At 53.4% G+C, this 24,674-nt stretch carries 27 protein-coding genes; 18 read left to right on the top strand and 9 right to left on the bottom strand.

The window, feature by feature from the left end; all coding sequences use genetic code 11:
- Positions 1–121 precede the first annotated feature (121 nt).
- A complete protein-coding gene (locus NMK_RS16455; protein ID WP_109016851.1) occupies positions 122–835 on the top strand; it encodes a hypothetical protein in 714 nt (237 codons plus the stop codon).
- Between the two features lie 79 nt (positions 836–914).
- Here the strand turns inward: NMK_RS16455 and NMK_RS18365 are convergent, their stop codons facing one another.
- Positions 915–1,199 (bottom strand): hypothetical protein, encoded by a 285-nt coding sequence (locus NMK_RS18365; RefSeq protein ID WP_146187228.1) that lies wholly within the window; start codon positions 1,197–1,199, stop codon positions 915–917.
- 98 nt (positions 1,200–1,297) lie between these two features.
- Here NMK_RS18365 and NMK_RS18360 point away from each other — a divergent pair, with 98 nt between their 5' ends.
- From NMK_RS18360 to NMK_RS18925, 10 genes are all read left to right on the top strand, one after another.
- Positions 1,298–1,714: a hypothetical protein gene (locus NMK_RS18360; RefSeq protein WP_146187227.1), complete on the top strand. Its 417-nt coding sequence runs from the start codon at positions 1,298–1,300 to the stop codon at positions 1,712–1,714.
- A 61-nt stretch (positions 1,715–1,775) separates the two neighbouring features.
- Entirely contained in the window at positions 1,776–3,104 is a 1,329-nt protein-coding gene (locus NMK_RS16445; RefSeq protein ID WP_227871541.1) for a TolC family protein, read from the top strand.
- A complete protein-coding gene (locus tag NMK_RS16440; RefSeq protein WP_227871540.1) occupies positions 3,101–4,315 on the top strand; it encodes an efflux RND transporter periplasmic adaptor subunit in 1,215 nt (404 codons plus the stop codon). Before NMK_RS16445 ends, NMK_RS16440 begins: the two co-directional genes overlap by 4 nt.
- Before the next feature lie 12 nt (positions 4,316–4,327).
- Positions 4,328–7,414, top strand: a complete 3,087-nt coding sequence (locus NMK_RS16435) for an efflux RND transporter permease subunit (RefSeq protein ID WP_109016848.1) — start codon at positions 4,328–4,330, stop codon at positions 7,412–7,414.
- A gap of 56 nt (positions 7,415–7,470) precedes the next feature.
- Positions 7,471–7,806, top strand: coding sequence for a P-II family nitrogen regulator (locus NMK_RS16430; protein WP_109016847.1), 336 nt, complete (start codon positions 7,471–7,473; stop codon positions 7,804–7,806).
- Between the two features lie 2 nt (positions 7,807–7,808).
- Positions 7,809–9,758, top strand: coding sequence for a heavy metal translocating P-type ATPase (locus tag NMK_RS16425; protein ID WP_109016846.1), 1,950 nt, complete (start codon positions 7,809–7,811; stop codon positions 9,756–9,758).
- Between the two features lie 266 nt (positions 9,759–10,024).
- Positions 10,025–10,390: a DUF302 domain-containing protein gene (locus NMK_RS16420; protein ID WP_227871539.1), complete on the top strand. Its 366-nt coding sequence runs from the start codon at positions 10,025–10,027 to the stop codon at positions 10,388–10,390.
- 166 nt (positions 10,391–10,556) lie between these two features.
- Positions 10,557–10,799: an SHOCT domain-containing protein gene (locus tag NMK_RS16415; RefSeq protein WP_109016844.1), complete on the top strand. Its 243-nt coding sequence runs from the start codon at positions 10,557–10,559 to the stop codon at positions 10,797–10,799.
- A 53-nt stretch (positions 10,800–10,852) separates the two neighbouring features.
- Positions 10,853–11,365: a hypothetical protein gene (locus NMK_RS16410; protein WP_109016843.1), complete on the top strand. Its 513-nt coding sequence runs from the start codon at positions 10,853–10,855 to the stop codon at positions 11,363–11,365.
- A gap of 157 nt (positions 11,366–11,522) precedes the next feature.
- Entirely contained in the window at positions 11,523–11,651 is a 129-nt protein-coding gene (locus tag NMK_RS18925) for a hypothetical protein (RefSeq protein WP_265415781.1), read from the top strand.
- Here the strand turns inward: NMK_RS18925 and NMK_RS16405 are convergent.
- Together NMK_RS16405 and NMK_RS16400 are read right to left on the bottom strand one after the other, a co-directional pair.
- A complete protein-coding gene (locus NMK_RS16405) occupies positions 11,636–11,836 on the bottom strand; it encodes a hypothetical protein (RefSeq protein ID WP_109016842.1) in 201 nt (66 codons plus the stop codon). The two genes, NMK_RS18925 and NMK_RS16405, sit on opposite strands and share 16 nt — an antisense overlap.
- Positions 11,833–12,651, bottom strand: coding sequence for a hypothetical protein (locus tag NMK_RS16400; protein ID WP_109016841.1), 819 nt, complete (start codon positions 12,649–12,651; stop codon positions 11,833–11,835). Before NMK_RS16400 ends, NMK_RS16405 begins: the two co-directional genes overlap by 4 nt.
- A gap of 92 nt (positions 12,652–12,743) precedes the next feature.
- On the opposite strand from NMK_RS16400, the gene NMK_RS18355 reads away from it, so the two are divergent.
- From NMK_RS18355 to istB, 3 genes are all read left to right on the top strand, one after another.
- Positions 12,744–12,983 (top strand): hypothetical protein, encoded by a 240-nt coding sequence (locus NMK_RS18355; RefSeq protein ID WP_146187226.1) that lies wholly within the window; start codon positions 12,744–12,746, stop codon positions 12,981–12,983.
- Between the two features lie 273 nt (positions 12,984–13,256).
- Positions 13,257–14,813, top strand: a complete 1,557-nt coding sequence (istA, locus tag NMK_RS16395) for an IS21 family transposase (RefSeq protein ID WP_109016840.1) — start codon at positions 13,257–13,259, stop codon at positions 14,811–14,813.
- Positions 14,810–15,553: an IS21-like element helper ATPase IstB gene (gene istB, locus NMK_RS16390; protein ID WP_109016839.1), complete on the top strand. Its 744-nt coding sequence runs from the start codon at positions 14,810–14,812 to the stop codon at positions 15,551–15,553. The genes istA and istB overlap by 4 nt, the downstream gene beginning before the upstream one ends.
- Positions 15,554–15,664: 111 nt before the next feature.
- Here the strand turns inward: istB and NMK_RS18350 are convergent, their stop codons facing one another.
- Positions 15,665–16,099, bottom strand: a complete 435-nt coding sequence (locus tag NMK_RS18350) for a hypothetical protein (RefSeq protein WP_146187225.1) — start codon at positions 16,097–16,099, stop codon at positions 15,665–15,667.
- Positions 16,100–16,351: 252 nt separating this feature from the next.
- Between NMK_RS18350 and NMK_RS16385 the strand changes: the two genes are divergently transcribed.
- The 3 genes from NMK_RS16385 (at position 16,352) to NMK_RS16370 (ending at position 19,558) form a co-directional block, all read left to right on the top strand.
- Positions 16,352–17,368, top strand: a complete 1,017-nt coding sequence (locus NMK_RS16385) for a DUF4365 domain-containing protein (RefSeq protein ID WP_109016838.1) — start codon at positions 16,352–16,354, stop codon at positions 17,366–17,368.
- A gap of 316 nt (positions 17,369–17,684) precedes the next feature.
- Entirely contained in the window at positions 17,685–18,485 is an 801-nt protein-coding gene (locus NMK_RS16380; RefSeq protein WP_109016837.1) for a TIGR02391 family protein, read from the top strand.
- A 188-nt stretch (positions 18,486–18,673) separates the two neighbouring features.
- Positions 18,674–19,558: a hypothetical protein gene (locus tag NMK_RS16370; RefSeq protein ID WP_146187224.1), complete on the top strand. Its 885-nt coding sequence runs from the start codon at positions 18,674–18,676 to the stop codon at positions 19,556–19,558.
- 455 nt (positions 19,559–20,013) lie between these two features.
- Here the strand turns inward: NMK_RS16370 and NMK_RS18580 are convergent, their stop codons facing one another.
- Both NMK_RS18580 and NMK_RS16360 read right to left on the bottom strand, forming a co-directional pair.
- Positions 20,014–21,198 carry a lysozyme inhibitor LprI family protein gene (locus tag NMK_RS18580; protein ID WP_181376318.1) on the bottom strand — a complete coding sequence of 395 codons (1,185 nt, stop codon included), beginning with the start codon at positions 21,196–21,198 and terminating at the stop codon, positions 20,014–20,016.
- A gap of 15 nt (positions 21,199–21,213) precedes the next feature.
- Positions 21,214–21,783, bottom strand: a complete 570-nt coding sequence (locus NMK_RS16360; protein ID WP_109016834.1) for a tyrosine-type recombinase/integrase — start codon at positions 21,781–21,783, stop codon at positions 21,214–21,216.
- A gap of 239 nt (positions 21,784–22,022) precedes the next feature.
- Between NMK_RS16360 and NMK_RS16355 the strand changes: the two genes are divergently transcribed.
- Positions 22,023–22,274: a helix-turn-helix domain-containing protein gene (locus NMK_RS16355; protein WP_109016833.1), complete on the top strand. Its 252-nt coding sequence runs from the start codon at positions 22,023–22,025 to the stop codon at positions 22,272–22,274.
- Positions 22,275–22,317: 43 nt separating this feature from the next.
- Here NMK_RS16355 and NMK_RS16350 read toward each other — a convergent pair whose 3' ends face one another.
- The 3 genes from NMK_RS16350 to NMK_RS16340 form a co-directional block, all read right to left on the bottom strand.
- A complete protein-coding gene (locus NMK_RS16350) occupies positions 22,318–23,067 on the bottom strand; it encodes a TIR domain-containing protein (RefSeq protein ID WP_227871538.1) in 750 nt (249 codons plus the stop codon).
- A 20-nt stretch (positions 23,068–23,087) separates the two neighbouring features.
- On the bottom strand, positions 23,088–23,630 hold the full coding sequence (locus NMK_RS16345; RefSeq protein WP_109016831.1) for a hypothetical protein: 543 nt from the start codon (positions 23,628–23,630) through the stop codon (positions 23,088–23,090).
- A 219-nt stretch (positions 23,631–23,849) separates the two neighbouring features.
- Complete coding sequence (locus NMK_RS16340; protein WP_109016830.1) at positions 23,850–24,644, bottom strand: ComEC/Rec2 family competence protein; 795 nt, start codon at positions 24,642–24,644, stop codon at positions 23,850–23,852.
- Positions 24,645–24,674: the final 30 nt, after the last annotated feature.

Below are 24,674 nucleotides of genomic sequence, written 5' to 3'. Positions count from 1 at the left end.
TCAAACGTAGCGCTCTTTCTGGCAGACATCAGTAATGATTGACTACATACTTTCCAACAAAGAGTGGATATCCGCCCCCCTTATTCGATCGGTCTTATAAAAACTGCTGGAACTCCGTGAAATGTTTAGCCTGTTTACCCCTCTTGATAAACATTTAGATAATGGATTTGGTGCAGTTGCCGACTCGTTTCGAGAAGCGGCAGACATTCTGCGCACCGCCGAAGGTGGCATCTCTCCGTTTCACGGGCATCTACCTATTAGTTACCTTTATCGTCATGCAATTGAGTTGTACCTGAAAGCATCGATTATCATTTTTCACAGACACCTACGAGTTCCCTATGGGAAGAATCCATATCACGGAGAACCATATGTACTGGTCGAAGGTTTGTGGAAACCAATGTACAACGAGCACAGAATCAGCCCTCTCTACAACTACCTAAAGTTCCTGCTATCAGATAATCAGGAATATTTGGCAGAAAATACAAGGACAGATTGGAGTTTTCCTGAAGGCTTTGACTCTCTTATTGAAAACGTTCATGAAATAGATTCATCTAGCACTTATTTTAGATATCCTGTTACAAAAGCTGGTGATCGAGACAAAGAAAAGTCTTCTGCAAAACAGACAACGATGGAAGAAGTTATTGCGCATGCAGGGTTGAAGAAAAAGCCACTGAAAACTATGGTTGTGGTGAGCGCACTTGATGAAGTGCAGCGTGTCTTCGTTCATGACAATGAGTCATCAATAGAGCTAGTTTCAAGACTCCACGAGGTTGCTGAAACATTGCATGGATGCCACACTGCTTTGATAGGAGAGTTAGTTGGCTTTGCCTTCTAGCCACTCGTTTTGATCATAAGTGGCAGCAAGCCTATATACATTTGGATTCTGCTTTCAGTTTCCCGTGTAGTTCGGACCTTTAAACTCCCGCCTCATTGCCCAAGTCTTGGGCAGAATACCTGCCATGAGAAGGTGCTCCAAATGGGTTATTCCCGTATATCTGACGTCCCATTGCTGTAGATATCTGAATCGCTAGCGATTTCACATCATGAAGTGCACGCTCAGCATAATCAACACTACATTTCTTCTCCCAATCAGTGGTGGTAGCTTCTTGTAGAGTAAGTGGTCGGACATCTGCTAGTAATACTCCATCAATGTTCATCTCTTCTTCTCTACCATGTGCCATCAGATCGCCCAGTTTCATTAAATTGATCACCTAATTTCGAGCTATATCGCTCAAATAACCATGACTGAACTACTCACCAAATTGTCTGGCGAGCAATCGTGTTCGGTGGGGCCTGAATGTTCATGCAACTTATGGGCATTTCACGAAAATTGCCTGCCCGTACTTTCTTGGGTAAACTCGACGCCATGAGTCGTTTTGTCCGCCGCATTGCCTTGCTGCTGATTCTTGTCTTTACGGCAAACGTACAGTGCTGGGCGTTCAGTCTTGGCGTTGAGGCGGCTCACGAGCAATCCGAGAATTCTTCCTTTGTCTTTCAGAAAACTGCTCCGGCGCAATCTGGATCGCATGATTGCGGTCTTGCCGGGCATCATTGCTGCCATGCCTTGAGCCACCTGCTTGGGCAGATCTCGGATCATTTCTCGACCGCCCGAATACTCAACTCTACGACACCGATCCCCAATATGGACGAAGCCGCAGTCTCGTTCACCCCGGAAAGCATCTACCACCCACCCCGCCATCCTTCTCTGACCTGACCTTTTTTCGGTTGCGTTATCGCGCAGGCTTAGCCCTGCGCGTTTGAGAAGGAGCTTCAAATTGTTTGACCCCACTGATATCGCCGGCGTGCGAGGCACGTCGGCATTCATGCGCCATCTTGTCGGCGTACTCCTGTCGTTTTGCGTACTGCCTGCCATGGCCGCACCACTGACCCTGGAGCAGGCTTGGCAACTGGCCGAACAGGCCAATCCATCGCTGCGTGCGGCCCAGGCCAATATTGCCGCCTTTGAAGGGGCGGCAACGGACGCCCGGGCAGTCCTATGGAACAACCCCCAACTTTCAGGCGATCTGGTGCGACGGCAGATTCCGTCATCGCAGAATGCCCGGGAATGGAATATCGGCATTGCGCAAACCTTCGAGCTGGCCGGGCAACAAGGCTATCGCCGTGCCGCCACGCAGCAGGAACTCGCCGCAGCGAAGGCCACTTATGAAGAAACGCGCCGTCAACTGCATGCGGAAGTCGAGAAGCGCTTTGTCCGCGTACTCGGCCTGCAGTCGCGCATCGGGATCGAAACGGACACTATCCGTCTGATCCAGGAAGCATCGGCAGCCGTGCAGAAGCGGGTGCGCGTCGGGGAGGACACCAAACTCGAAGGCAACCTGGCTTCGGTCGAGGTCGGCCGTGCCAACAACCAGATTGTTGCCTTCAAGGAGCAATTGATCGATGCCCGTGCCGATCTGGCCACCCTGTTGCAATTGCCGCCCGATCAATTACCGGAGGTCGCGGGCGACCTGCAGCGGCAGCATGCCGCTTATTCGCTGGACGATCTGCTGAGCAGCACCGCCAGTCGGGCTCAACTCCAGGCACTGGAACACCGCAGCCAGGCGGCACAAACCCGGCTGGCACTGGAACGGGCGTCAGTCTATCCCGACGTTACGCTGGGCTTGAGTGCAGGGCAGGAAGGCCCAGCGGGCACCCGCGAGAACCTGACCGGACTGAGCGTCTCGATTCCGCTGCCGCTCTTCCGGCGCAATGCAACGGGCATCGGCCGCGCCATGGCGGACCTGACCCAGACCGAAATCGAAAAAACCGCGGCCGACCGGGAAGCCAAAGCCCAGGTCATCGCAGCCTGGCGCAAGCTGGAAAGCCTGCGCGAGCGCGTTCAGCGCCTCAACGAAACCATTTTACCCAGCCTGGAAGAAAACCAGCGCTTGGCGACCAAGGCCTTCAATGCCGGCGAGATCGGCCTGATCGATTTGCTGGTCGTTAGCCGCCAGTCGATAGACGGTCGCCGCGACGGGCTCGACGCCTTGATCGAACTGGCGCAAACGCGCGTCGATCTGGAACAGGCCGCCGGTTGGACGGCCGCCACATCCGATTCGCTGCTTGAATCCCAGCCCCAACAAACGACGGAGCAACAACAATGAGCATTTCGAACAGATTCCTGCCGCTGGCATGGATTACCCTGATGGCATTGACCATTGCAGGATGCGGCAAGGCTGAGCCGCCGCAATCTGCCGGCAGCACGCAAGAGCAAACGACGAAAAAAAGCGAGCAAACAACGCCGGAGCAACCGGAAGGCGAAGCCAAACCCGCCGAAGGCGAGGCGCTGAAGCTGACCGACGCCGAGATCGAAGCAGCCGGCATCAAAGTCGAGGAGGTCGCCGAGCAGGAAGTACATGACCATATTGCCGTGACGGCGACAATTCAGCCCAACCGCGACAGGCTGGCCCATGTCGCGCCGCGCGTGGCCGGGCGCATTATCCGGGTGACCGCGAACCTCGGCCAGCAGGTGAAGCAGGGGCAGACGCTTGCCCAGATCGACAGCATCGAACTGGGCGAGGCGCATTCCGCCTACCTTCAGGCTGAAAGTGAAGCGCGCTTGGCGCAGGCCAATTTTGCGCGTATCGATAATCTTTACAGCGAGCAGATCGTCACGCAAAAAGACTATCTGAACGCACGGGCGGAAAACGAGAAAGCCAAAACTGCTCTGCGGGCCGCGCGGGACAAGTTGCGCATGCTCGGTGTCGCGCCGGCGGAAAGCAGTTCGGCCGTGTCCAGTTTCGCACTGACGGCCCCGTTCTCCGGCACCATCATCGAAAAGGAGGCGGTGCTCGGCGAGTTGGCGCAGCCAGACAAGTCGCTGTTTACCGTCGCCGACCTGTCGGTGGTCTGGATCGAGGCCGATCTGTTTGAAAAGGACCTGGGCAAGGTTGCGCCTGGGACAGAAGCCGTTGTGACGGTGTCCGCCTATCCCAACGAATCCTTCAAGGGGCGCCTTACCTACATCAGCAGTACGGTGGACAAGGAAACGCGTACCGTGAAGGCGCGTGTCGAAGTACGCAATCCGGATGGGCGACTGAAGCCGGAGATGTTCGCCAATGCCGCCATTGCGACGTCCGGTGCCATCGAGACCATTGTTGTTCCGCCCGATGCGGTAGTACTGATGCAGGGCATTCCGTCCGTGTTCATGCGGAATGCCGACGGATTCGAGCCGCGCAGCGTGGAACTTGGAGAAAGGCTGTACGCCGGCGTCGTGATCAAGTCCGGACTCAAGCCCGGCGAGTTGATCGTCGTCAGCGGCGCCTATGCGCTCAAGGCGCGGGCACTGAAGTCGCAGATTGGCGAAAGCGACTAACGGGGGAATCACATGCTAAACAAAATCGTTGATCTTTCCCTGCGTTACAAGGTTCTGGTGCTGGTCGCCTTCGTCCTGGTGCTGATGCTGGGCGTGAAAGCCTGGAAGGAGGTGCCGGTGGATGCCTTCCCCGACGTGACCCCGGTGCAGGTGAACATCTACACGGAAGCGCCGGGACTTGCGGCCGAGGATGTCGAGAAGCTGCTCACCTTCCCGGTGGAAGGCGTCATGGCGGGCTTGGCCGGCGTAGAGGAAATCCGCTCCGTTTCCCTGTTCGGGCTGTCCTACGTCAGCGTGTATTTCAAGGACGATGTGGACATCTATTTCGCGCGCCGGCTGGTCAGCGAAAAGCTGCAGGAGGCCAAGGGCCGCATCCCGGAAGGCTACGGCGAGCCCGTGCTCGGGCCGAATACGTCAGGCCTGGGGCAGGTGTTCTGGTACACCGTCGAATCAGCCGACAAGAAGCTCTCCGGCATGGATCTGCGCACCCTGCACGACTGGAGCGTGCGGCTCGTGCTGCGCACCGCGCCCGGCGTGGACGACGTCATGTCCTGGGGCGGCAACGAGAAACAGTACCAGGTCCTGATCGACCCGCGGCGCCTGATCAAGTACGGGCTGACCTTCAAGGAAGTGATGGAAGCGTTGGCCGCGAATAACCGCCAGGTGGGCGGGCAATACATCAATCTGGGCCGGGAACAATATCTGGTGCGCGGGCTGGGCCTGGTCGCCAATACGCAGGACATTGGCGGCATTGTCGTCACCGAGCGCGAAGGCACGCCCGTCTATGTGCGCGACGTGGCTGAGATCAAGGAAGGGCCGGCCTTGCGTAGCGGTGCGGTGACCAAGAACGGCGAGGAAGTGGTGCTGGGCATGGCACTGCAGCGTATCGGCGAGAACGCCAAGAACGTGGTGGATGGCGTCAAGGATAAGTTGAAGACCGTGCAGCAGGCGCTGCCAGAAGGCGCCACGATCAAGCCGGTATACGACCGCACCGACTTGGTCGAGAAGGCGGTCAAGACCGCCGAAAGCGCCCTCGTCGAGGGTTCCATCCTGGTGGCCATCATTTTGTTCCTGTTCCTGGGCGAAATGCGCTCCGCGATCGTGGTGATCCTCGCCCTGCCGCTCGCCATGCTGATCGGCTTCATCCTGATGCAGCAATGGGGGCTGTCGGCCAATCTGATGTCGCTCGCCGGTCTGGCCGTAGGCATCGGCATGATGGTGGACGGCGCCGTGGTGATGGTGGAGAACGGCTTCCGCCTGCTCAGCCACAAGGTGGGGCAAACGGTCAACCAGACCCACGTGATCCTGGAGGCGGCGCGCGAGGTGATCAATCCGACCGCCTTCGCGATCCTCATCATCATCGTGGTGTTCCTGCCGCTGTTTTCCCTGACCGGGCTGGAAGGAAAGCTGTTCAAGCCCATGGCGCTCACCATCACCTTCGCCATGATCGGCTCGCTGCTGCTGACGCTCACTCTAGTGCCCGTGCTCAGTTCGCTGATCCTCAAGCCCAAGCAGGAAAAGGACACCTTTCTGGTGCGCTGGGCGAAGGCACTCTATCTGCCGCTCCTGGATTGGGCGCTGGAGAACAAGCGCAAGGTGATCGGCGGCGCGCTGGCGCTGCTGATAGGCACGCTGGCGCTGTTTCCCGTCCTGGGCAAGGAGTTCATGCCGACCTTGCAGGAGGGCGGCATCATGTTCCGGGTGACGACGATTCCCTCCACCTCGTTGGAAGAATCGATCCATATTTCCGAAGGGATCGAAACCACGCTCAAGCGGTTCCCCCAGGTGAATTCGGTCGTTGCCATGATCGGCCGCGCAGAAAAAGGCGAGACCGCGGACGTCAACTACATGGAAATCCTGGTGGACTTGAAACCCCATGATCAATGGCCGCAGCCGCTTTCCTACCCAGCATTGACCAAGGACATGCAGGAAAAGTTGGAGAATCAGGTGCCAACGGCAGTCATCGCCGCCACCCAGCCGATCCAGATGCGCGTCGAGGAACTGATCTCCGGCGTGCGCGCCACGCTGGCCCTGAAGCTCTACGGCGAGGATCTGGTCACGCTCGACCGGTTGTCCGCCGAAATCAAGTCTGTGCTGGACAAGGTACCGGGCGTGGCCGATCTTTCGCTGGAGGCCAACAAGGGCAAGCCGCAGATGATCGTGAAGGTCAACCGCGAGGCGGCGGCGCGTCTGGGAATGAATGCCGACGACATCCTGGAGGTGGTGCAGGCCGGCATCGGCGGCAAGGCGGTATCCACCCTGATCGACGTGGTGAAACGCTTCGACATCCAGGTGTGGCTGGCCCCCGACTTCCGCAACAGCGTGGAAGCCATCAACAACATTCCGATCCGCACCCGCGCCGGCGTGTTGGTGCCGCTTTCCAGCGTGGCGACGGTGGATCTGGACGAGGGCTATTCCTTTGTGCGGCGCGAGCAATTGCAACGCTATGCGGTGATCCAGATGGACGTGAAGGGTCGTGACGTGGACGGCTTCGTGAAAGAGGCGCAGGCGCGCATCCAGCGCAACGTGAAAATGCCGGCCGGCTATTGGATCGAATGGGGCGGCGCGTTCGAGAACCAGCAGCGCGCCATGGCCAAGCTCGCGGTGATCGTGCCGCTCACCATCGGGCTGATCTTCATCCTGCTCTACACGGCGTTCAACTCGCTCACCTACGCCACGCTCATCATCGCCAACGTGCCGTTCGCGACCATCGGCGGCGTGATCGGCCTGTTCATTACCGGGCAGTACCTGTCGGTGCCCTCGGCCATCGGCTTCATCGCCGTGTTCGGGGTGGCGATGCTGAACGGCATTGTCCTCGTATCGTTTCTCAACGACCAGCGACGACAAGGGCTACCGGTCAGGGAAGCGGTCAGGCAGGGCGCGGCACTGCGCTTGCGGCCGGTACTGATGACGGCGTCCATCGCCATCTTCGGTCTGGTGCCGATGCTGCTGTCGCAAGGCGTCGGAGCGGAAACCCAGCGCCCACTCGCAACGGTGGTGGTGGGCGGACTGTTCACTTCGACCGCGTTGACGCTGCTGTTGTTGCCGTTGATGTACGAGTGGGTGGAAAACCGCCGCGAACGCAAACAGGCAAAATAAACCCGCATGGGCAGCCCATTACGGGTTGCCCCACTGCCACGAACCGGAGAATTAACATGAAAGAAATCAAGGCTTATATCCACAACTACCGTATCGCTGATGTGATTCGCGCGCTGAAGGAGTCGGGCCAATGCACCGCGAATGCTGGCTGCCGCAATATCAATGTCATCCCGGTACAAAGCCTGCTGAAGGCGTTGGACGCGAAGGAGCAGCACTATTCCATCGAGTTGGCCGAGGCGATTATCAACGAATCCAAGTTGGAACTGATCTGCGAGGATATCCAGGTGGATGAACTGGTAGGTATTATCGAACGCGCCGCTCGCACCGGGCAAGCCGAAGCGGGCTGGATTTACGTAACCGACATCGTGGCGGCAACGCCTATCCGGGGATAGCCATGCCCGCGACGGAACAAGCGAAGCCGACAAATGGCTGCACTTGCAACCATGGTCAGGATGGGTTCAGCGGCCCATGGTGGCGTTTCCCGCCGCTGCGCAACGCCCTGGTCAGCGGTCTGCTGGCGGGGACTGGGTACCTTGCTGCTCATTGGGGGTTGACCGGCAAGGGCATGGAGGTAGGCATGTATCTTTTGGCTATCGCTGTGGGCGGCTATTACTGGGTGCGCGAAGGGCTGGAAGCACTGGTGCGCGAACGCGCAATCGGCATCGATATCCTGATGCTCGCGGCAGCCATCGGCTCCGCATTGCTCGGGTTGTGGGACGAGGCGGCGGCACTGGTGTTCCTTTACAGCGCGGCGGAAGGCGCCGAGGAATACACCTACGCGCGCACCCGCACCGCCATCCGCGCGTTGCTCGATCTGGCGCCCAAGGAGGCACGCCTGCTGAGGGACGGGAAGGAAGAGACGGTGCTGGCGCAGACGCTGCGCGTGGGTGACCGCTTTGTGGTGCGCCCCGGCGAGGCGTTGCCAACGGACGGCATCATCCGTGTGGGGAATTCCAGCCTGGACGAATCACCGGTAACGGGCGAGTCGGTGCCGGTGGACAAGGGACCGGGAATGAAGGTATTCGCCGCCAGCATCAACCGGCAAGGCGCACTGGAGATAGAAGCGACCGCGACCTTTGCCGACAATACTCTGGCCAAGATCATCCATCTGGTGGAGGAAGCCCAGGAACGCAAGGGCCGCGCCCAGCAGTGGATCGAACGTTTTGGCCGGCGTTACACGCCGGCGGTGCTGGCGGTCTCCGCGCTATTCCTGGCAGTACCGTGGCTGTTCGGGCTGCCGGCGGACGACTGGGCGTTGCGCGCCGTGCTACTACTGGTGGCGGCGGCACCTTGCGCCCTGGTGATGTCCACCCCAGTGGCCATGGCTGCCGGCATCGGCTCGGCCGGGCGGCGCGGAATCCTCATCAAGGGTGGCGCCCATCTGGAGCATTTGGGCATGATCAAGGTAGTGGCCTTCGACAAGACCGGAACCCTGACACATGGCGAGCCGGCGGTGACCGATGTGCTGCCGCTGCAAGGCAATGCCGACGAGCTGATCAGCCTCGCCGCCGGGTTAGAGAGGTTTTCCGAGCATCCGCTGGCCCGCGCCGTGTTGGAAGAGGCGCGATCGCGTGGCATTGCTCTGCCTGAGGTGGCGGCTTTCGAGGCACTGGCTGGCGCGGGCGCCAAAGGAGAGATCGCGGGAGAAACCTGGCACATTGGCAATTCCGAACTATTTGTCGGCCTGGGTGTGGACTTGGCTGGTTCGTGCGCAATTATCAAGGATTGGCAAGAACAAGGGAAAACCGTCGTGCTGCTAGGCAACAGCCATGGTGTACGAGGCGCAATTGCGTTGCAAGACCGCGTACGTGCCGGAATACGGGAGGTTGTCGATGACTTGCATGCCCAAGGGATGCGCGTCGTCATGCTTACCGGCGACAATGAGCGTACGGCGCACGCTGTCGCGGCGGCACTCGGTATCGACGAAGTGCGGGCGGCTCTCAAGCCGGACCAGAAGGTGGAAGCGGTACAGGAATTGGAGCGGCGCCACGGTCACGTGCTGATGGTAGGGGACGGGGTGAATGATGCTCCGGCGTTGGCGGCGGCGACATGTGGCGTGGCAATGGGCGTGGCTGGCAGCGATGCCGCCATCGAGGCGGCAGACGTGGCGCTGATGGCCGACGATCTCGGCAAAGTGGCCGAAGCCCTGCACTTGGGGCGTATGGCCCGACGTGTCAGTGCCCAGAATATCGTTTTTTCCTTGCTCGTGCTGGCGGTACTGATCCCATCAGCACTTGCAGGAGTATTGAGTGTTGCATTCACGGTTCTCGCCCACGAAACCAGTGAACTGTTGGCGGTGGCAAACGGCTTGCGGGCAGGTTGGGATGGCGGAAGGCGTAGCTGATTCGGTGGAGGCGCGAGCATTGGCAAGGAGTCCACATTGCTATGAGGCGACTGTTTCATACCAAACCGGGATTCGCATATTGGGGCCAGCATAGGAACACCATCAAAAAAATGGAGCAAGCTAATTTGATATTAAAAACCACCGGGCTGTTCGTTGTGACTTAGCATTCAATTTTGCGTTCCTAGAGCTGAACGTCCCGATCACTTTCTTAATATAGGGCCGCATGGAGATTAAAGATGAACAGCAACTATGGTTTTGGCAAGACAGTGAATCTCTCTTTCGATATGGCGTTACAGCGAGTGACCGAGGAATTGCAGAAGGAAGGCTTCGGCGTGCTGACCGACATTGACGTCAAGGCAACGCTAAAAAAGAAGCTCAACACGGATATGCCGCCCTACCGCATCCTCGGGGCGTGCAATCCCCCGCTCGCGCATCGGGCGCTGACCGCCGAGCCGCAAGTCGGGCTGCTATTACCCTGCAACGTGGTCGTACGGGAGGATGATGCAGGCAAGGTTCATGTCGAATTCATGGACCCGAACGCGGTGCTTGATCTGGTGGGTAAACCGGAGATCACGCAGCTGGCAGGCGAGGTGCGGCAGCGGCTAAAGCGGGTGATGGCGGCACTTCCCTAGAGACTCAGTGCGCGCAAGATCGATGCCCATTTTTACTTTAAGCTTGTTACTTGCGTAAATTCACAACCGTAGTATTGTGGTCATTCAACAGCACGCCGGCAATTAATCGGGCTAAACACCAAGAACGACAATATCTTGGACGAAACCAGCAGAAAGGAACAGCATCATGATGTGGGGTTACGGGATGGGGCCTTGGTGGGGCTGGTTCGGGATGGGGCTTTTCTGGCTGGTCATCATTCTGCTCGTGGTGGTAGCCGTCAATTACATGAATTCCAAACCATCGCCGCCGAGTGATTCGCTCAAGGCAACGGGCAAGACAGCGATGGACTATCTTGAGGAGTCATACGCCAAGGGAGAAATCCCCCGCGACGAGTTTCTTCAGAAGCGCGAGGATCTGAAGCGCAATTGATCGATCCTTTCGCGGTACGTAGCGTGTATTTATAACCGTTTAGGAGATGCCAAATGAACAAGACGATCTTAGCAGCGACATTGTCGGCCATTGTGTTCTCGACCATGCCCGTTCTCGCCCCGCAGGCGCTGGCCGCCGACAAAAGCACTCAGGTAAAACCGGCGGCTCCCAATGTGCAGGAGTTCGATAAGCAGATGCAGCAGGTGCAGGAAAACATGAAAAAGATGCAGGAGCAAATGGACAATATCCGCCAGACTCAAGATCCTCAGGAGCGGCAGAAACTGCTCCAGGAGCATTGGTCCACGATGCAGAACAACATGCAGATGATGCACGGCATGTGGGGGCCGGGTGGCGGAATGGGCTGCTGTATGGGCGGTCATGGAATGGGATCCGGCATGATGATGGGCGGGCCGATGATGGGGTGGGGACATATGGGCGGTTATTACTCCAAGCTCACCCCGGAGCAATTAAAGCAGCGCCAGTACATGATGGATCAATACATGCCCATGCAGCAGATGATGATGGATCACATGATGCAGCACCAGCAGTACATGTGGATGAAATGATGAGTTAGGCGGTCTCCTGCACAGGAATCGGCCGGAGGCCGCGCTTCATCGGTTGGTGTAGGAACAGCGAATGATCAATGCGCGCAGCCTACGTTGGCCTAGCGGAAGTGGGTCGACATAACCGAGATCGAGACGGTGTCGCTCTTCAGAAGAAGCCATGGCTGAAAGAGCCTCACGCTTCTGGCAACTTGACGGAGTTATCTCGGCAGCTCGTGTTTGCGTTCAGGGCGAATCCGCCCAGGGCGATTGCGCCGACGATCAGCTGGGCAATCAACGTTTCTCCTGACGGATACACACCCAGAAGTTCAATGCGCGGGAAACTGATCGGACTCGCACCCAGGACTCTTGAAATGCAGCCACCCCCTTGCCCGTCAGCACAACGGCCAGGACAGCAACCAAGACGGAGCTTGCGGCAAAAAACTTTCCGATGGACATGCGGGCGCTGATACGGATATATGAATTCCAGCTCATAGCGCCTCCAAATAGAACAACTGATCCGCGGAAATGGAATCGATCAATTCCCGAGGAAGGATCGGCCAAGTTCCGATAGTTTCAATATATCCATACCCTTGTGGCGGGCGATCAGACATATCGAGCCGGATGTGCTGAAGCGTGTTAATTGCATCTGTGTAGTACTTCAAGTGTGTGTCAAGAGAAAAATAATGGCTAAAAAAATCATCTAATAGCTTATCGGCAATCGTTTCGATTACTGCTCGAAACCGCCAATTATGGGCAGGCTCGGTCTGCAGATACAAAAGCCAGAGCAGTGCCATGCCCGACAGGCTGTCCATCCTCTTCAGTGACAGCAACAGGCAGCGATCAAATACTTGTTCACGGCCATATTTTTCGATCAACTTAGCAATTGCTGTAGCTGTGTCCGGGTTAACTCGGACTAAGCCGTTAATCTGTAGAAGTCGGTCTATTCGCATTTGGACAATGCTGGGCGTCGATGTTGGCTCCTGCAGAACATCCCAGAATCCGGCCATGTACAGCGTCTGCGTACCATGAAATAAAGGATGCTGATCAACGGCGGCAACAAGATCGATCATCCCGCGCCACCGCGGATCTCGACCGGCAGGTTTTCGTGCGGACTTACGAATCCATTCAAATGTTCTTGGCCGGTGGTCATCGCTGGAACGAGCGGCCTTGCCCTCCTCCGTCCATGCGAATGCCTGATCGAGAGCGTAATCCGACCAATCGCAGCGTCGTTTGATTTCGCAATACCAAACCCAAACCCTGGCCTCTTCAGCCCAATGTTTTCTTTGTCCTCCGCGTTTCTTTGGCATGGTGTCACTCGAATACGAATTCAGCGTAGCCTAGATTGTTTTTGTGCGGAGCGTCAAGATTAACGCCAATTCACTCAATTCAAGGTTCAGTCATGCCTCATCAATCTTCAAGTGACCTGACGAATCAGCTGCTTTCAAGATTCGGCCCGACCATCGGCGGCCAGGATCTCTACTTGTCATTAGGATTCAAGACTTATGCCGCCTTTCATCGCAGTCAGCAGCGAGAAGCATTGGGGGTTAACGTATTTAAGCTGCCAGGACGGCGGGGCTGGTTTGCGTTAACCGGTGACGTTGCGACATGGCTGGAAAAGCAATCGACCACTCAAGGGTAGAAATGGGGAATCGTTGAAATGCCGAAAGGAAAACACATGGAACCATAACCGCAACCTGCGGCGAGGCCCCACAAAGCGCAAAAGGCTTGGGTTGCGGGACCCAAGCCTTCTGGCACTGCATCAGGAGTAGCACCCTTGATGCTTGAATTGTCTGCGCTCCTGTATCGGCTGTCAAGGCCGAGGCCACGCTTTACCCCTCTGTCGGGGATCAACCGCGTATATCAATCGTGAGGCTGCCTGCATCACTGGCAGGCGGCTGCTACAGGAGCTTATATGGCAATACCAATATTCAAACGCCGGGAGATCGTGCGTCTGTTGTGCATGGGCGGCGAGCTATCCAATCGCCGGATATCCACCTTGCTGGGGGTATCCTCCGGCACCATCAACATGATCGCGTCGCAACTGCCGACCTTGGGCATGACCTGGGAACAACTCAAGGTACTCGATGACAATGCGTTCCTGGGTGCATTCATTAAGAAACCGAAATCGGCAGAATCCAACCGCCCACGTCCGGACTGTCTGCTCTGGCACATGGAAATAGAGCGCGACAAGGATGTCACGTTGCACCTGCTGTGGGAGGAGTGGCATGCGGAGCATCCGGATGGCATCTCCTATCCGCAGGCGACGCGCCTCTACAAACAGTGGCTGAAAAAACAACGCGTCAGCATGCGCAAGGTTCACCATCCCGGCGAGCGATCCTTTGTCGATTTCGCGGGCCGCAAGCTACCCATCTATGATAGGGGAGGCAACCCCGTGCGCTATGCCGAGGTGTTCGTGGCGGCACTGGGTGCGTCGAGCTATTCGTTCTGCCTGGCGGTCTGGTCGCAGACCATCGCCGATTGGATACTCTGCAACGTGAAGATGCTGGAGTTCTTCGGCGGCGTGCCGCGTATCATCACCCCGGACAACCTCAAGTCTGCAGTGACGAAAGTCACCCGTGAAGGCCCCCACATCAATCCGACCTATGCCGAGTTCGCCGAATACTACGATACGGCCATTGTGCCTGCCCGTGTGCGCAAGCCGAACGACAAGGGATCTGCCGAAGTAGCGGTACTGATTATCCAGCGCTGGATATTGGCAGCGCTACGCCACCGGCAGTTCCATTCACTGGAGGAGGCCAACGCGGAAATCCAGCGTCTCTTGGCGATCTTCAACAACAAGGAGATGAAAGCTTACAAGTTGTCTCGGCGCGAGCGGTTCGAGATTCTGGACAAACCGGCATTGAAGATCTTGCCGGACACCGCCTACGAGTATGCTGCATGGCGGCTCAAGGTGCGCGTCGGGGACAACTATCATGTCTTGCATGAAGGCCACTACTACTCCGTGCCGTATGCCATCGCTCATGCCTTCGTCGATATCCGCGCTGGCGCGAAAACCATCGAGATCATCCACAACGGCATGCGGGTGGCAACACACATGTTATCCAACATGGCAGGCGGCTACACAACCAACCCTGCACACTTGTCGCCGAATCACTTGCAGTATGCCGAGGGTAGTCCAGACCAGTTGTTGCAATGGGCGGCGGCGGTTGGTCCGGCCACGGAGAGGGTGTTCCAGCACCACCTACTGCAGAACCGCCATCTGGCAAACGGCATCCGTGCCGCATGCGCGATCCAGAAGCTCGGTCGCCAATACGGAGCGGACAGGTTGGAGGAAGTGTGCGAGTACGCAGCACGCATCCACTCGATGTCCCATTCCAGCATCTTATCCATCTTCCGCAGCAAGGCGGACAAGCGACCGTCGCTCAATGCAAAAGCCGAACCGCCAGCCAGTCACGTCAACGTGCGCGGCAGCGATTACTACAAGCAAACAACTGGAGAAGAAGAATGATGATGCAACAGACCATCTCGAAACTGAAAGAGCTGAAACTGCTAGGCATGGCTGAAGCCTTGCAGGCCAACCTTGGGCAGCCTGCATTTCGCGGACTATCGTTTGACGAGCAGGTCAGTATCCTCGTCGACAGTGAAGTGTCTTCGCGCGATAGCCGCCGCTGGAACCGGCTGCTCAAGTCAGCGAAGTTGCGTTACCCCTCGGCCTGCCTGGAGGATGTGGATTTCCGGGAGTCGCGCGGACTGGAGAAATCGCTGTTTGCTGTTCTGGCGACATGCGACTGGGTGCGACAGCCGAGACATATCGTATTTACCGGTGCAACCGGAACCGGTAAGAGTTGGGTTGCCTGCGCACTGGGGGTGCAGGCATGTCGGCTTGGTTTGTCGGTGATCTACCGCTCATCCAGCCAGATATCGGAAGAGATTGCCACCGTTGTGGCGAATGGGTCGTTACCGCAACTGAAAGGTCGGTTGATCAAGGCCACCGTCCTGATCATAGACGATCTGGGGCTGATGCCATTTGACGGCGTAGTGGCCAGAACGTTGCTAGATGTCGTGGATGAGCGCGACCGGCTGCGTTCTGGAGCACTGGTCATCACGAGTCAGTATCCTATCGACCACTGGCATGCGTTCCTGGGCGATCCGACCATTGCCGATGCCATTCTGGATCGCATGGTGCATGCCGCGCATCTCATCCATTTGAAGGGGGACTCGATGCGCAAAGGTAGGACGAAGGAGTAGCCAGGGCTGCGGCGTAATTCACTCATCAGAATCCCTGCCGCTGCTCAAAACATGTAATTGGGTGCGCACTCATGCAATTGGTGCGCATCGAGTTGCAACCGCAGGACAGTGTCACGCAATGACCGGATAGCGGGTTTGAAATTGCTGGTTAACGCACGATGCAACTGCTGCACATTCCGGGATGCAATTGGGTGAGCAATGGGGATGAAATTTCGCGAGATTTCGGAAATCAAATAATTCGATCAAAGTAGATTCTGGAGGGCATGAAAGATTGGATTGCAGCGACAAAGCTGCAAATATCGTAGAGTGCTTTCGCATCCATCCTGCTCTGTCAATTGTCACCCATCGCTCTCGTCCTAACACTTCCTCACCTATCACGTTTAAAAACGCCTCATAGGTAAATGCCGAGAAAACAACTGATGCCATTGCCCAATAAAAACTGCCTTCGTCCTGCTCACGAGCGAGGTTGAGTAAATTGCTGGCTGCTAGATAACTGTTAGCTGCAGCATTCGTAGTTCTTTTTCCAGAAAGTAGATGCATATGCAAGTAAAGTTTATGGACTTAACGTTTTCTAGCGCATGGCATTGACTTGTCACGCATAAAAGAAAGAATATATCGCCACTTAAGAAATATAAAAAGAATTAGCTAACATACAAGATACAGCAGCCAACATAATGACAAGATATCGGCCCATATCGAGTTAGCCTAGTTTTTTCAAAATTGATGACGTTTCTCAAATAGACATGCCTTCTAAATTGCTCAGATAATTCAAATATTGTTGCCATACACAAGACCTTGATGCCTATGCAACTGCCAAAACGATCTGATCAACACATTATAGAGAGCGACTCATTCACGGCACTGAGGCAGGTGCTACCTCGACAATGGGTAATCCGAGAAGTAAGTGAGCGCGACTACGGAATCGATCTCTATATTGAAATCGTAGGGAGGGAGCAATTACTATCAGGTGATATGGCTGCTCTGCAACTTAAAGGCAAGAAAGCACTGAAGTTTGTTAACGGTAGAGCTACATTCAGCGGTATAAAACGTGAAACTCTGAACTACTGGCTATCACTGCCCGTACCTGTATTTCTCTGTGCAGTTTGTCTTACAACAAGAAAGTGCTATTGGGCAAATATCAAAAGTCAGAATCGCCAAGGCAGATTCGGAAGCAGCTCAAAGACTGTTTCAATCCAGCTTACTAACGAAGATGATTTCTCTGATAATGGGCTAATGGCATTTTCAATCTCCTATACCCGTGAGAAGCGTTGGCCGGAAATAGAAAATGCGATTGAAAAATCTCTGATGCTCTTTAATACGCTTGGACCACTAGTTTTAATTTGCAAACGGAGTCAAGGCAATCTGCCATGCAGTACAACTATTCAATATCTCGTTAACCAGCATTATGAATATCACTGGCTGTTGTCGAAATATTTACTAGGCAAGAAGCCAAAGTTGCTGTCATATTGGTATGAGCAGAATATTTCTTATCAGGCATCTACAAACCTCCCCCCATCATTGACGCTCTACTACAAAGTGCTACAGGATTTATTTCGCAGTACGTTAGGTGACTATAGAGATAGCATTATTGCTGCATACGAGTTGGTGATGGAATTGCAGGCTCATTATTTTGCACATCGGTTTCCGTTCCTTTTTGCACACCTTGAGGCCAGACCTCACACTTTTTTAATGGATGATTGGTACAGCAGATACTTCTTTGATGAGTATGAAAATGAAACCGCATATCCAGAAATGTTGTATTTTGAAGATTTCAATGAGTTTGACCCCGATCTAGATGAGCTAATACGCTCATAGCTCGCCTACATTCCCTGAAGTTCAGCTTGATAATAACTATCTGATATGTACATAAAGTTGTTTCGAGAAGGATGCAGCATGGAAACCTCAATTATGAGGTTAAAAATATTGCTTTCCGTATTCCGACGGGTAGAGCCCTTTGCAAAGAAGCAATCCGAGAGGAAGCTGTAGATTACCTGCGAAGATGGCACCGAAATCTAACATAATATTCCAGCTGTCCGTCGACAAGCTCAGCTTGGTTGCTTGCTCCAGGCTTAGCTTCTCGTCCCCCTTAAAACTCTGACGATTTCCGTCTTCGCCACGTTCTAAATCAAATATGGAACACGTTCCGCCGTTCAATGCTCAACAACTCACCGCATTGGCCAAGGCGCTCGGTGATACTGACGACGGTCTAACGGGTACACAGATCGACTTTCTGCTAAATCAATGCAAAATTCCAAACGTTGATCCAACTGCAACCAAATGGAAGCGACTGTTCAACGCGTTTGCGATGTACCAGAACAATCGGAATTTCGGTAATCACGTTGTCGTTTTCGTCAATCGAGTGATGGACCCGGTTCAGTTCACCGCGGATTCTGCTAAATTCAATCGATGGAAGGTTCGCCTGAACGCTATTCTTGCCTTCTCAGGTATGTCCGTGGGAGACCATGGAAAGGTTAGATGGGTTAAGCCCGCGTCAAACCTAGATGAGGCCGTAGCCCGAGCGAATCGTCTTCAATACCTACTCGAAAATCGAGGCGTACATCCTGACGTATTGCTCTACTGCAAAGCTGAATGGCTACAAGAAAATTACTTTCATGCTGTATTCGAGGCAACTAAAAGCATAGCAGCGAAGCTTCGCTCACTTACAAATCACCCTGGAGATGGCGCCACTCTGGTACAGGCAGCCTTCGGTGGCCCTAATCCAATTATCGCAATCAACGACCTTAAGAACGATAGCGAAAAGAGCGAGCAATCGGGGTTCTTGAATCTACTCATTGGGATCTTCGGGACGGTTCGTAATCCGCTTGCGCATAATCCGAAGGTAGACTGGGCTATGAATGAGCAAGATGCATTGGACATCTTGACTCTTGTGTCGTTGGTCCATCGAAAGATAGATCAGCGGACACGGCCATGATCATGTATGCGCAACATCTACATATTTTATGAGGAGCTGATTAAAAAGCAATCTAGACTAGTTAGCTTTAAGTCTGCCATCTTGAGGTCCATACAGTGCCAAATGCAATCATTCTGTCTCACCCTTACTCAGGCGCCTTATATCGATACTTCAGCAACCAATTGTCTGATCACCGGCGTGACGGGCCTATGGGTCATCCTTACTACAATACCCTATATGGGGCAGATGATTACCAGCATCGCGATCTAGCACTCTGTTTCTTGATGCTATACGACAACGTCTGGCTGGCTCCGGCAGACAATCATATGCCGAGATCGAGAACCAGTCCCCACGACAAGAAGCATATAGCGGAACTCGGCCTACATGCCGATTGGGACGACTTTCATCCAAAGGACTATCAAGCACACCATCAGTACATTCAATTTCTTACCAAACAGTCGAGTGTTGCAACATTGCTCGGAGGTAGGCTGCGTATCCCGAAGGAGAACTGGGACCAAGTAATCGAATATGCGCTTTACGAAGCAAGTCTTTCTGCAAGAAAGCGAATTCCTATTCTATGCTCTCCTGGTCGGAGGGCACTTATTTCGACGCTTGTTCAAATCCAAGCACCATCTTTGCATCCGCTATTCTCTCCTAACTCAGAAGTTAAGTTTGTAGATACCTACAGGGCCGTAACTGGTCTAGCGCTGGCTCCAAAGTCCTTAGATCATCTTATGGACGCAAAGCCGGATAAGGCTGTTCGAAAGTATGGGCAGGCTCTGATTGACGCCGCTCAAAATAGTAACCAGATGATCTTAATCAACGAAAAGTCCATCGCTATCGCTGCACTCGAAGCGATCAATACCGAAGAAGTATCTAACTTATATGCGGGTAGATTGAATTGGGCAGCCACCTTTCTCCGAATGCTGCACCAACCTGCAGCGGCTTTGGCTATGTCATTCGGCTCCCATCTGGCATCTTCTGGGGCTGACGTTGCTGGGTGGTATGAGTTTCAAGGTAGCATCGATCAGGCAATCGACAAGAAAGAATTTATTCGGAAACTCGAATTGATCGCGTACTCCCCCGATGTCTAATCTAACGTCAATATTTCTTGTTCAATTGTATTTCTCTATACTAGCTATTGAGTTAAGTTAGTTGCCCACAGAATAATCCACGTAAATTGTGGATGGGTAAGAGGTGTTGCGGTATCTATTCAGCGAGATTAAGATCGCTTAAAAATAACAATAAGAGGTGCAATCTATGCCCCACGTCCTTTAGTCACCCCCCCTTTATTTCTACCCACCGCTATTCGTTACGCTTGAATTGCGTCCACCGGTTTTGCATTTCTTCACCCCAACGGGGTGTTATCCGCGCAGCGAAGCGCTGCAACTGGGAGATTTTTTGCTCCGCTCCCCCAAAGGGTTCCACTCTTGGGGGATTTTTTTTGACAGTCACTAGCTGTCATTTGAATGCAAAACGGATCGGAGCTTTTGAAGGTCTCCGATCCGTTTTCTGCTTGAGATAATTAGCTGATGTTAGCCTGTGACTGCTATTCGCTTTCTGCCGCAAACTGCGTTATTCGATTCACAAAGGCTTGCTTTACACACTCTCGGGTCTGACATGCGTTTCGTTCCTTCAGCCAAGCGTTTTGCTCTTTCTTGAGCTGTTCAGGATCGACACGATTGCTCATATCCTTGTAATCCCTATACATGCTTCGGTCCAAACGCTGTAATTCCTTATCGCCACAAATCATGCGCTCGACATTATTGCTGGCCTTTGCACAATCGAAGCTCGGGCTATCGGGTTCAGCTTGTTGCTGCCCGGATTGAGCCGTTTGTGAAGCACCCTCTTGTTTTGACGAATCGGCTTGCTGCCTCTCCTGCTCTTGCTTTTCTTTCTTTTGCTGCTCGACGATATCAGTAATTGTCTTCTTAAACTTCAAATCGTTCTTCAACCAACCGATGTCTTGGATCGTCACGAACAACTCTGTCCCATTGTTGACCTGGGATACGGTGTAAAACACGTCACGATCTTGATTATCGTAGTAATAAGCGGTCGCCTTACAAATAGCTAGATACTGCCCCGGTATCTTCTGCGGCAAAAGCTGTGACTTTTCAATATCTGGGCCCAGTGCCTGCCTCAAATCTGCCGGAATATCCCCCACCTTATCGACTAAGCGAATTGTTGGATCAGCAGAGGTCAACAAGTCCTTGTGATCTTCACATTTGAACGCCTTACTGCCTGTATCCTGATTTGCAACCGGCTGCATACTTGTTTCAACTTGATTGCCTTGTTGTTCTGCAGCAACCTCTGCTGCTCGCTTTTGATAGTCATGATAGGCGGGAATGACTACTGCAATCACAAGCCCAAACATGAACCCGATCACGAAGACCATCACACTCCAGAACGACCATTTTTTCTGCACGCGATTGAAATGCTCAACACTATCCCAGCGGTTCGCCTCCCATGCCCACTCGCGGCCTTTGAATCCCAAGATCAATGCAACGATGAAATTCACTCCAGGGATCAGCGCGAGCAAACCAATCCAGACTCTATTCCCGATGGCCCAAATCCAATTGAGCAGAAATGCGCCCCATGACCAGCCGGATACTCCAGGTGGCAATCCGCCTTTTGACGCTCCCACATCCCCTTGCTGTGCTGCTCCGCAATGGATACAAAATGCAACAGACACTTCTATTTCCTTGCCGCATGCTCTACAAAATGCAGTACTCATTCTTGTTCCCCCTTGTTAAAGTAAATTCACTGCTGCACGTTTCATTTCATCGTTCACGTCGATGTAGATTTGCGTGGTCGCGATACTGGCGTGACCCGCTAGTGCCTGAAGCACTCGAACACCTATCCCTTTATTTGCTAAGTTAGTGATGAAAGTCCTCCGGCCACTATGGCTAGTGGCGCCTTGAATTCCAGCTTTGCGGTAAATCGTTTTGAATTGCTGACCGAGGCTGTTGGCTGTGAAGCCATCCCGCCCCTTTTGTGAATAGATCAGAGGTTTCTCTGGATCAAGGTGCTTGAGGTGTTTCAGGTACTGCGCAATTTCTTTCTTCAGACGCTCGCTGACGTAGACCGTACGAGGTTTCGATCCTTTGGTCTGCTCTGCAGCAAGTCGGATTTCATCAACAATGGACCCGTTGGGATTCAGCACGTCGCCGATTTTGACCGCCGCGATTTCTCCAACACGCATCCCGCCGAGATGGCTGAGCAAAATCTTCATGCGATTTCTTGCGGCGTGTCGTCCTTGAGCAACCATTGCCAATACGATTTTGAGTTCTTGATCAGTTAGTGATTTAGCCTGTGCCATCTAGTCATAAAACCGTTATTTATCATGCAGTTATTCTAAAAAGAACGGTTATTAAAGACTAGGAATTCTTGCCGACTAATCAAACATTTATGAAACAGTGGCTTGGCACGAAACCATGCTTTTTTATAGAAAAGTTAGGTTTTTAAAACGATGACTTTAGTCTACCAGTGTAGCTTATTGTCTACAAATGTTGCCTATAAGCCGAAGACGAAAATTGCTGTTTTATTCATGCTCAGCACATGGATAAAAAGGCTGAAGAATTAAAGCTATTTGGAAAAGTGTTGAGAGATTTGCGAGAAGAAGCTGGCAAAACCCAAGAAACTCTTGCGCTTGATTCTGGGCTTGACCGAACCTACATCTCGAAAATGGAAAGGGGCGTAGCCAGCGCTACATTAAGTGCATTACTAAATATTTCAGAAGCATTGGGATTAACCTTGTCTCAAATTTTTTTAAGATTTGAAAATTCCAAGCAGATTCTTGGTCGCTCGTAAACAAGGCTTATGTAATTCCCTAGCTTCGATGAGTTAGAGCGGTTCATCCCAAGAGCGCCTGAACGTCAATTTTCATTCCCGCTTTTACGAGTTCATTTGCTAGTTTTGGCTTCCAAGCACCCGGCTCATCGAGTTCAAGAAATAGAACCCCATGAAAATCAGATGGAATCTCAATACCGGGCTTAAAAAGTGCGCAAACTTTGCTGCGCCCTAGGCGGCCAGTAAAGTAACCAAGCTCCAGAATTACATTCTGTCTTGCACGCCCAAGCAGCTTGTTTTGTTCTTTCACACTGGCACCGACATCATCTGGTGTCATTAGCACGATAGCGAACCCTACATCAGCGTAGGCCTCAAATTTTTCAATAATCGTTCTACCTTCGTTGGCTTGTTCATGAAGAATGATTGGCGCAAGCCCCAAGCGCTCAATAAAACGCGCCGTAGTTTCCTTAGTGCCGTTGTCGTGACCATGTACAAGAAATACATGGTTTGTGATTTGTGTGGTATGAGTACCTGTTGCTGAATGAATATGTTCAACTTTAGCCTGCTGAAGACCAGATGCCTCAATGCGTAGCGCTAGGCCCTCAAGATGCCCAACCTGTCTATCTCGGTATTGCTCCCAGTTTAAATAGGGGGTCGTACCGCCAAGGTCTTTGAATGCCTCAGCGGATTGAGTATCTATTGCTGCTGTCAAAAGCGCTGTGACGCGATTGGACCATGCTATGTATATTGAAGCGCTCGCTACGTTGCAGCCGGCTGAAACTAATTCGTCAATTTTTTGAGCAAAAGTGTTCATAGGCATAAATATTGAAGCATCTAAGGTGTGAATTCACCAGACAGCGCGGCTTGCTGAGACAGATCCCGTGGAATGACGGATTGGGCGGCGTTGACTCCTAGCCAATGACGTAGTTGTTCAACAAGATCCGCCTCATCAAGCCAGCGCTCTTCCCAAAATATCCTTTTCTGAAAATTATTGAATTTTTCAGCAACCTTACCACCAGCAAGATACTTTCTAATCACCTCCGACGAGAGGAAAAGCACTTTGCCGGGTTCATACTCTTCGCTGGCAAGCACCCAACGAAGGTTACTCTCGAAATATCTCGGCATGGCGCTAATGATCTCAGGCTGAAATCCACTACCCTTGCCACTACCAAATGCAAGCCGTCCATGCTTGGTTTGGTGGTATTTGACCTCGATAAAGAAAAGAGCTGGAATAGGAGTGTCTTTACAAATAAGGATATCGACGGCCTTCTTGTTTTTCAAAGCGTACGTTGATGGAGCAACCTTTGTGATTTGCTCGTTAATCAAGGCACGGAGATATGCCTCAAATTCACTCTCGCTACCGTAAGCCAATGCCATTTCTCCAGGACGCCCAACTGTTATTACACGGACCAATGCGTCTGCCTAACATTAGGGAGGGAGGTATGAATGCCATCGATCTTTTCTTTTTATTTCGTGAAATTAGCTGAAGCTCTGTCTGCATAATAATAACTTGCAAATCTGTACGCAATCGATTCAAGGCATACATGATTTAACTTGATAGGGTGTGTGTAATTACCGCCAAACTGGAGCTGAGCTTCACTTAAAAAAAGTGCGTTTTGATAGATATCTAATGCTCATCAAATGATTGACCCCGGTACGCAGGAACACCTGCCAATCGTCGCTCGAAATGCCGCCCTGATCGCCGATAGCCAATGCCCGCAGCACACCCTCGTAAGGTTTGCCGCCGAGCACGAATTGGAAACGGTCGCGCACTGCTTGCCTAAGGCGCTCGATAACGTACCCTGGCCGCCAAACCATGGCATCGAGCCGCGTCGAATTCTTGAGATACCCCGTAGCACGAATGTTGCGCTCCAGCGCCCAGGCTTCGAAGTCGAACCCACCGGGGTTATAAGTGCCATGCGGCTGCTTGAGCCTGACCGTCAATCGCCACCGCTCGCCCGGATGGAATCGGCCTAAAAGAGGTTGCGATCGGCGGGCATCAAATCCGGCAGCGTAGTAAGCGAGGGAAACGTGTTGGGGCACATGAGCATCCGGTGTCAGCACGCGCTCCACATCAAACAGGAAACGTTCGCTGCGTTCCATGAGCTTGGGAAGTTCAGATACCACACCGACCAGCTCTATATCCTGGCCTTCCCAGGCTGAGGGCAGGCGATCGGCAAGGCGGATTTGTGCCGAAATCGCTGCCCAGAAAAAACCGGCCAGCAACGCAGCCAAGATGCATAGGGATGGAAATAATGCAGGCCGATGCCGCAGTCGATAAATTACTGCCAGTAGCGGCAACAGCAATAAACACCAGTAAGTCCCAGGCAATACAGCTTGCTGTTGCAGCAGCCATACGCCCGCGACAAAAGCCAGAAGACGGCTACGCATCCGCCCCGTTTGCAAGCACGACAGCCCGCA

Source organism: Novimethylophilus kurashikiensis (assembly GCF_003112435.1).
GTDB lineage: Bacteria > Pseudomonadota > Gammaproteobacteria > Burkholderiales > Methylophilaceae > Novimethylophilus > Novimethylophilus kurashikiensis.
Note: the sequence above shows the minus strand (reverse complement) of the source record. Positions and strands in the feature narration are given on the sequence as shown.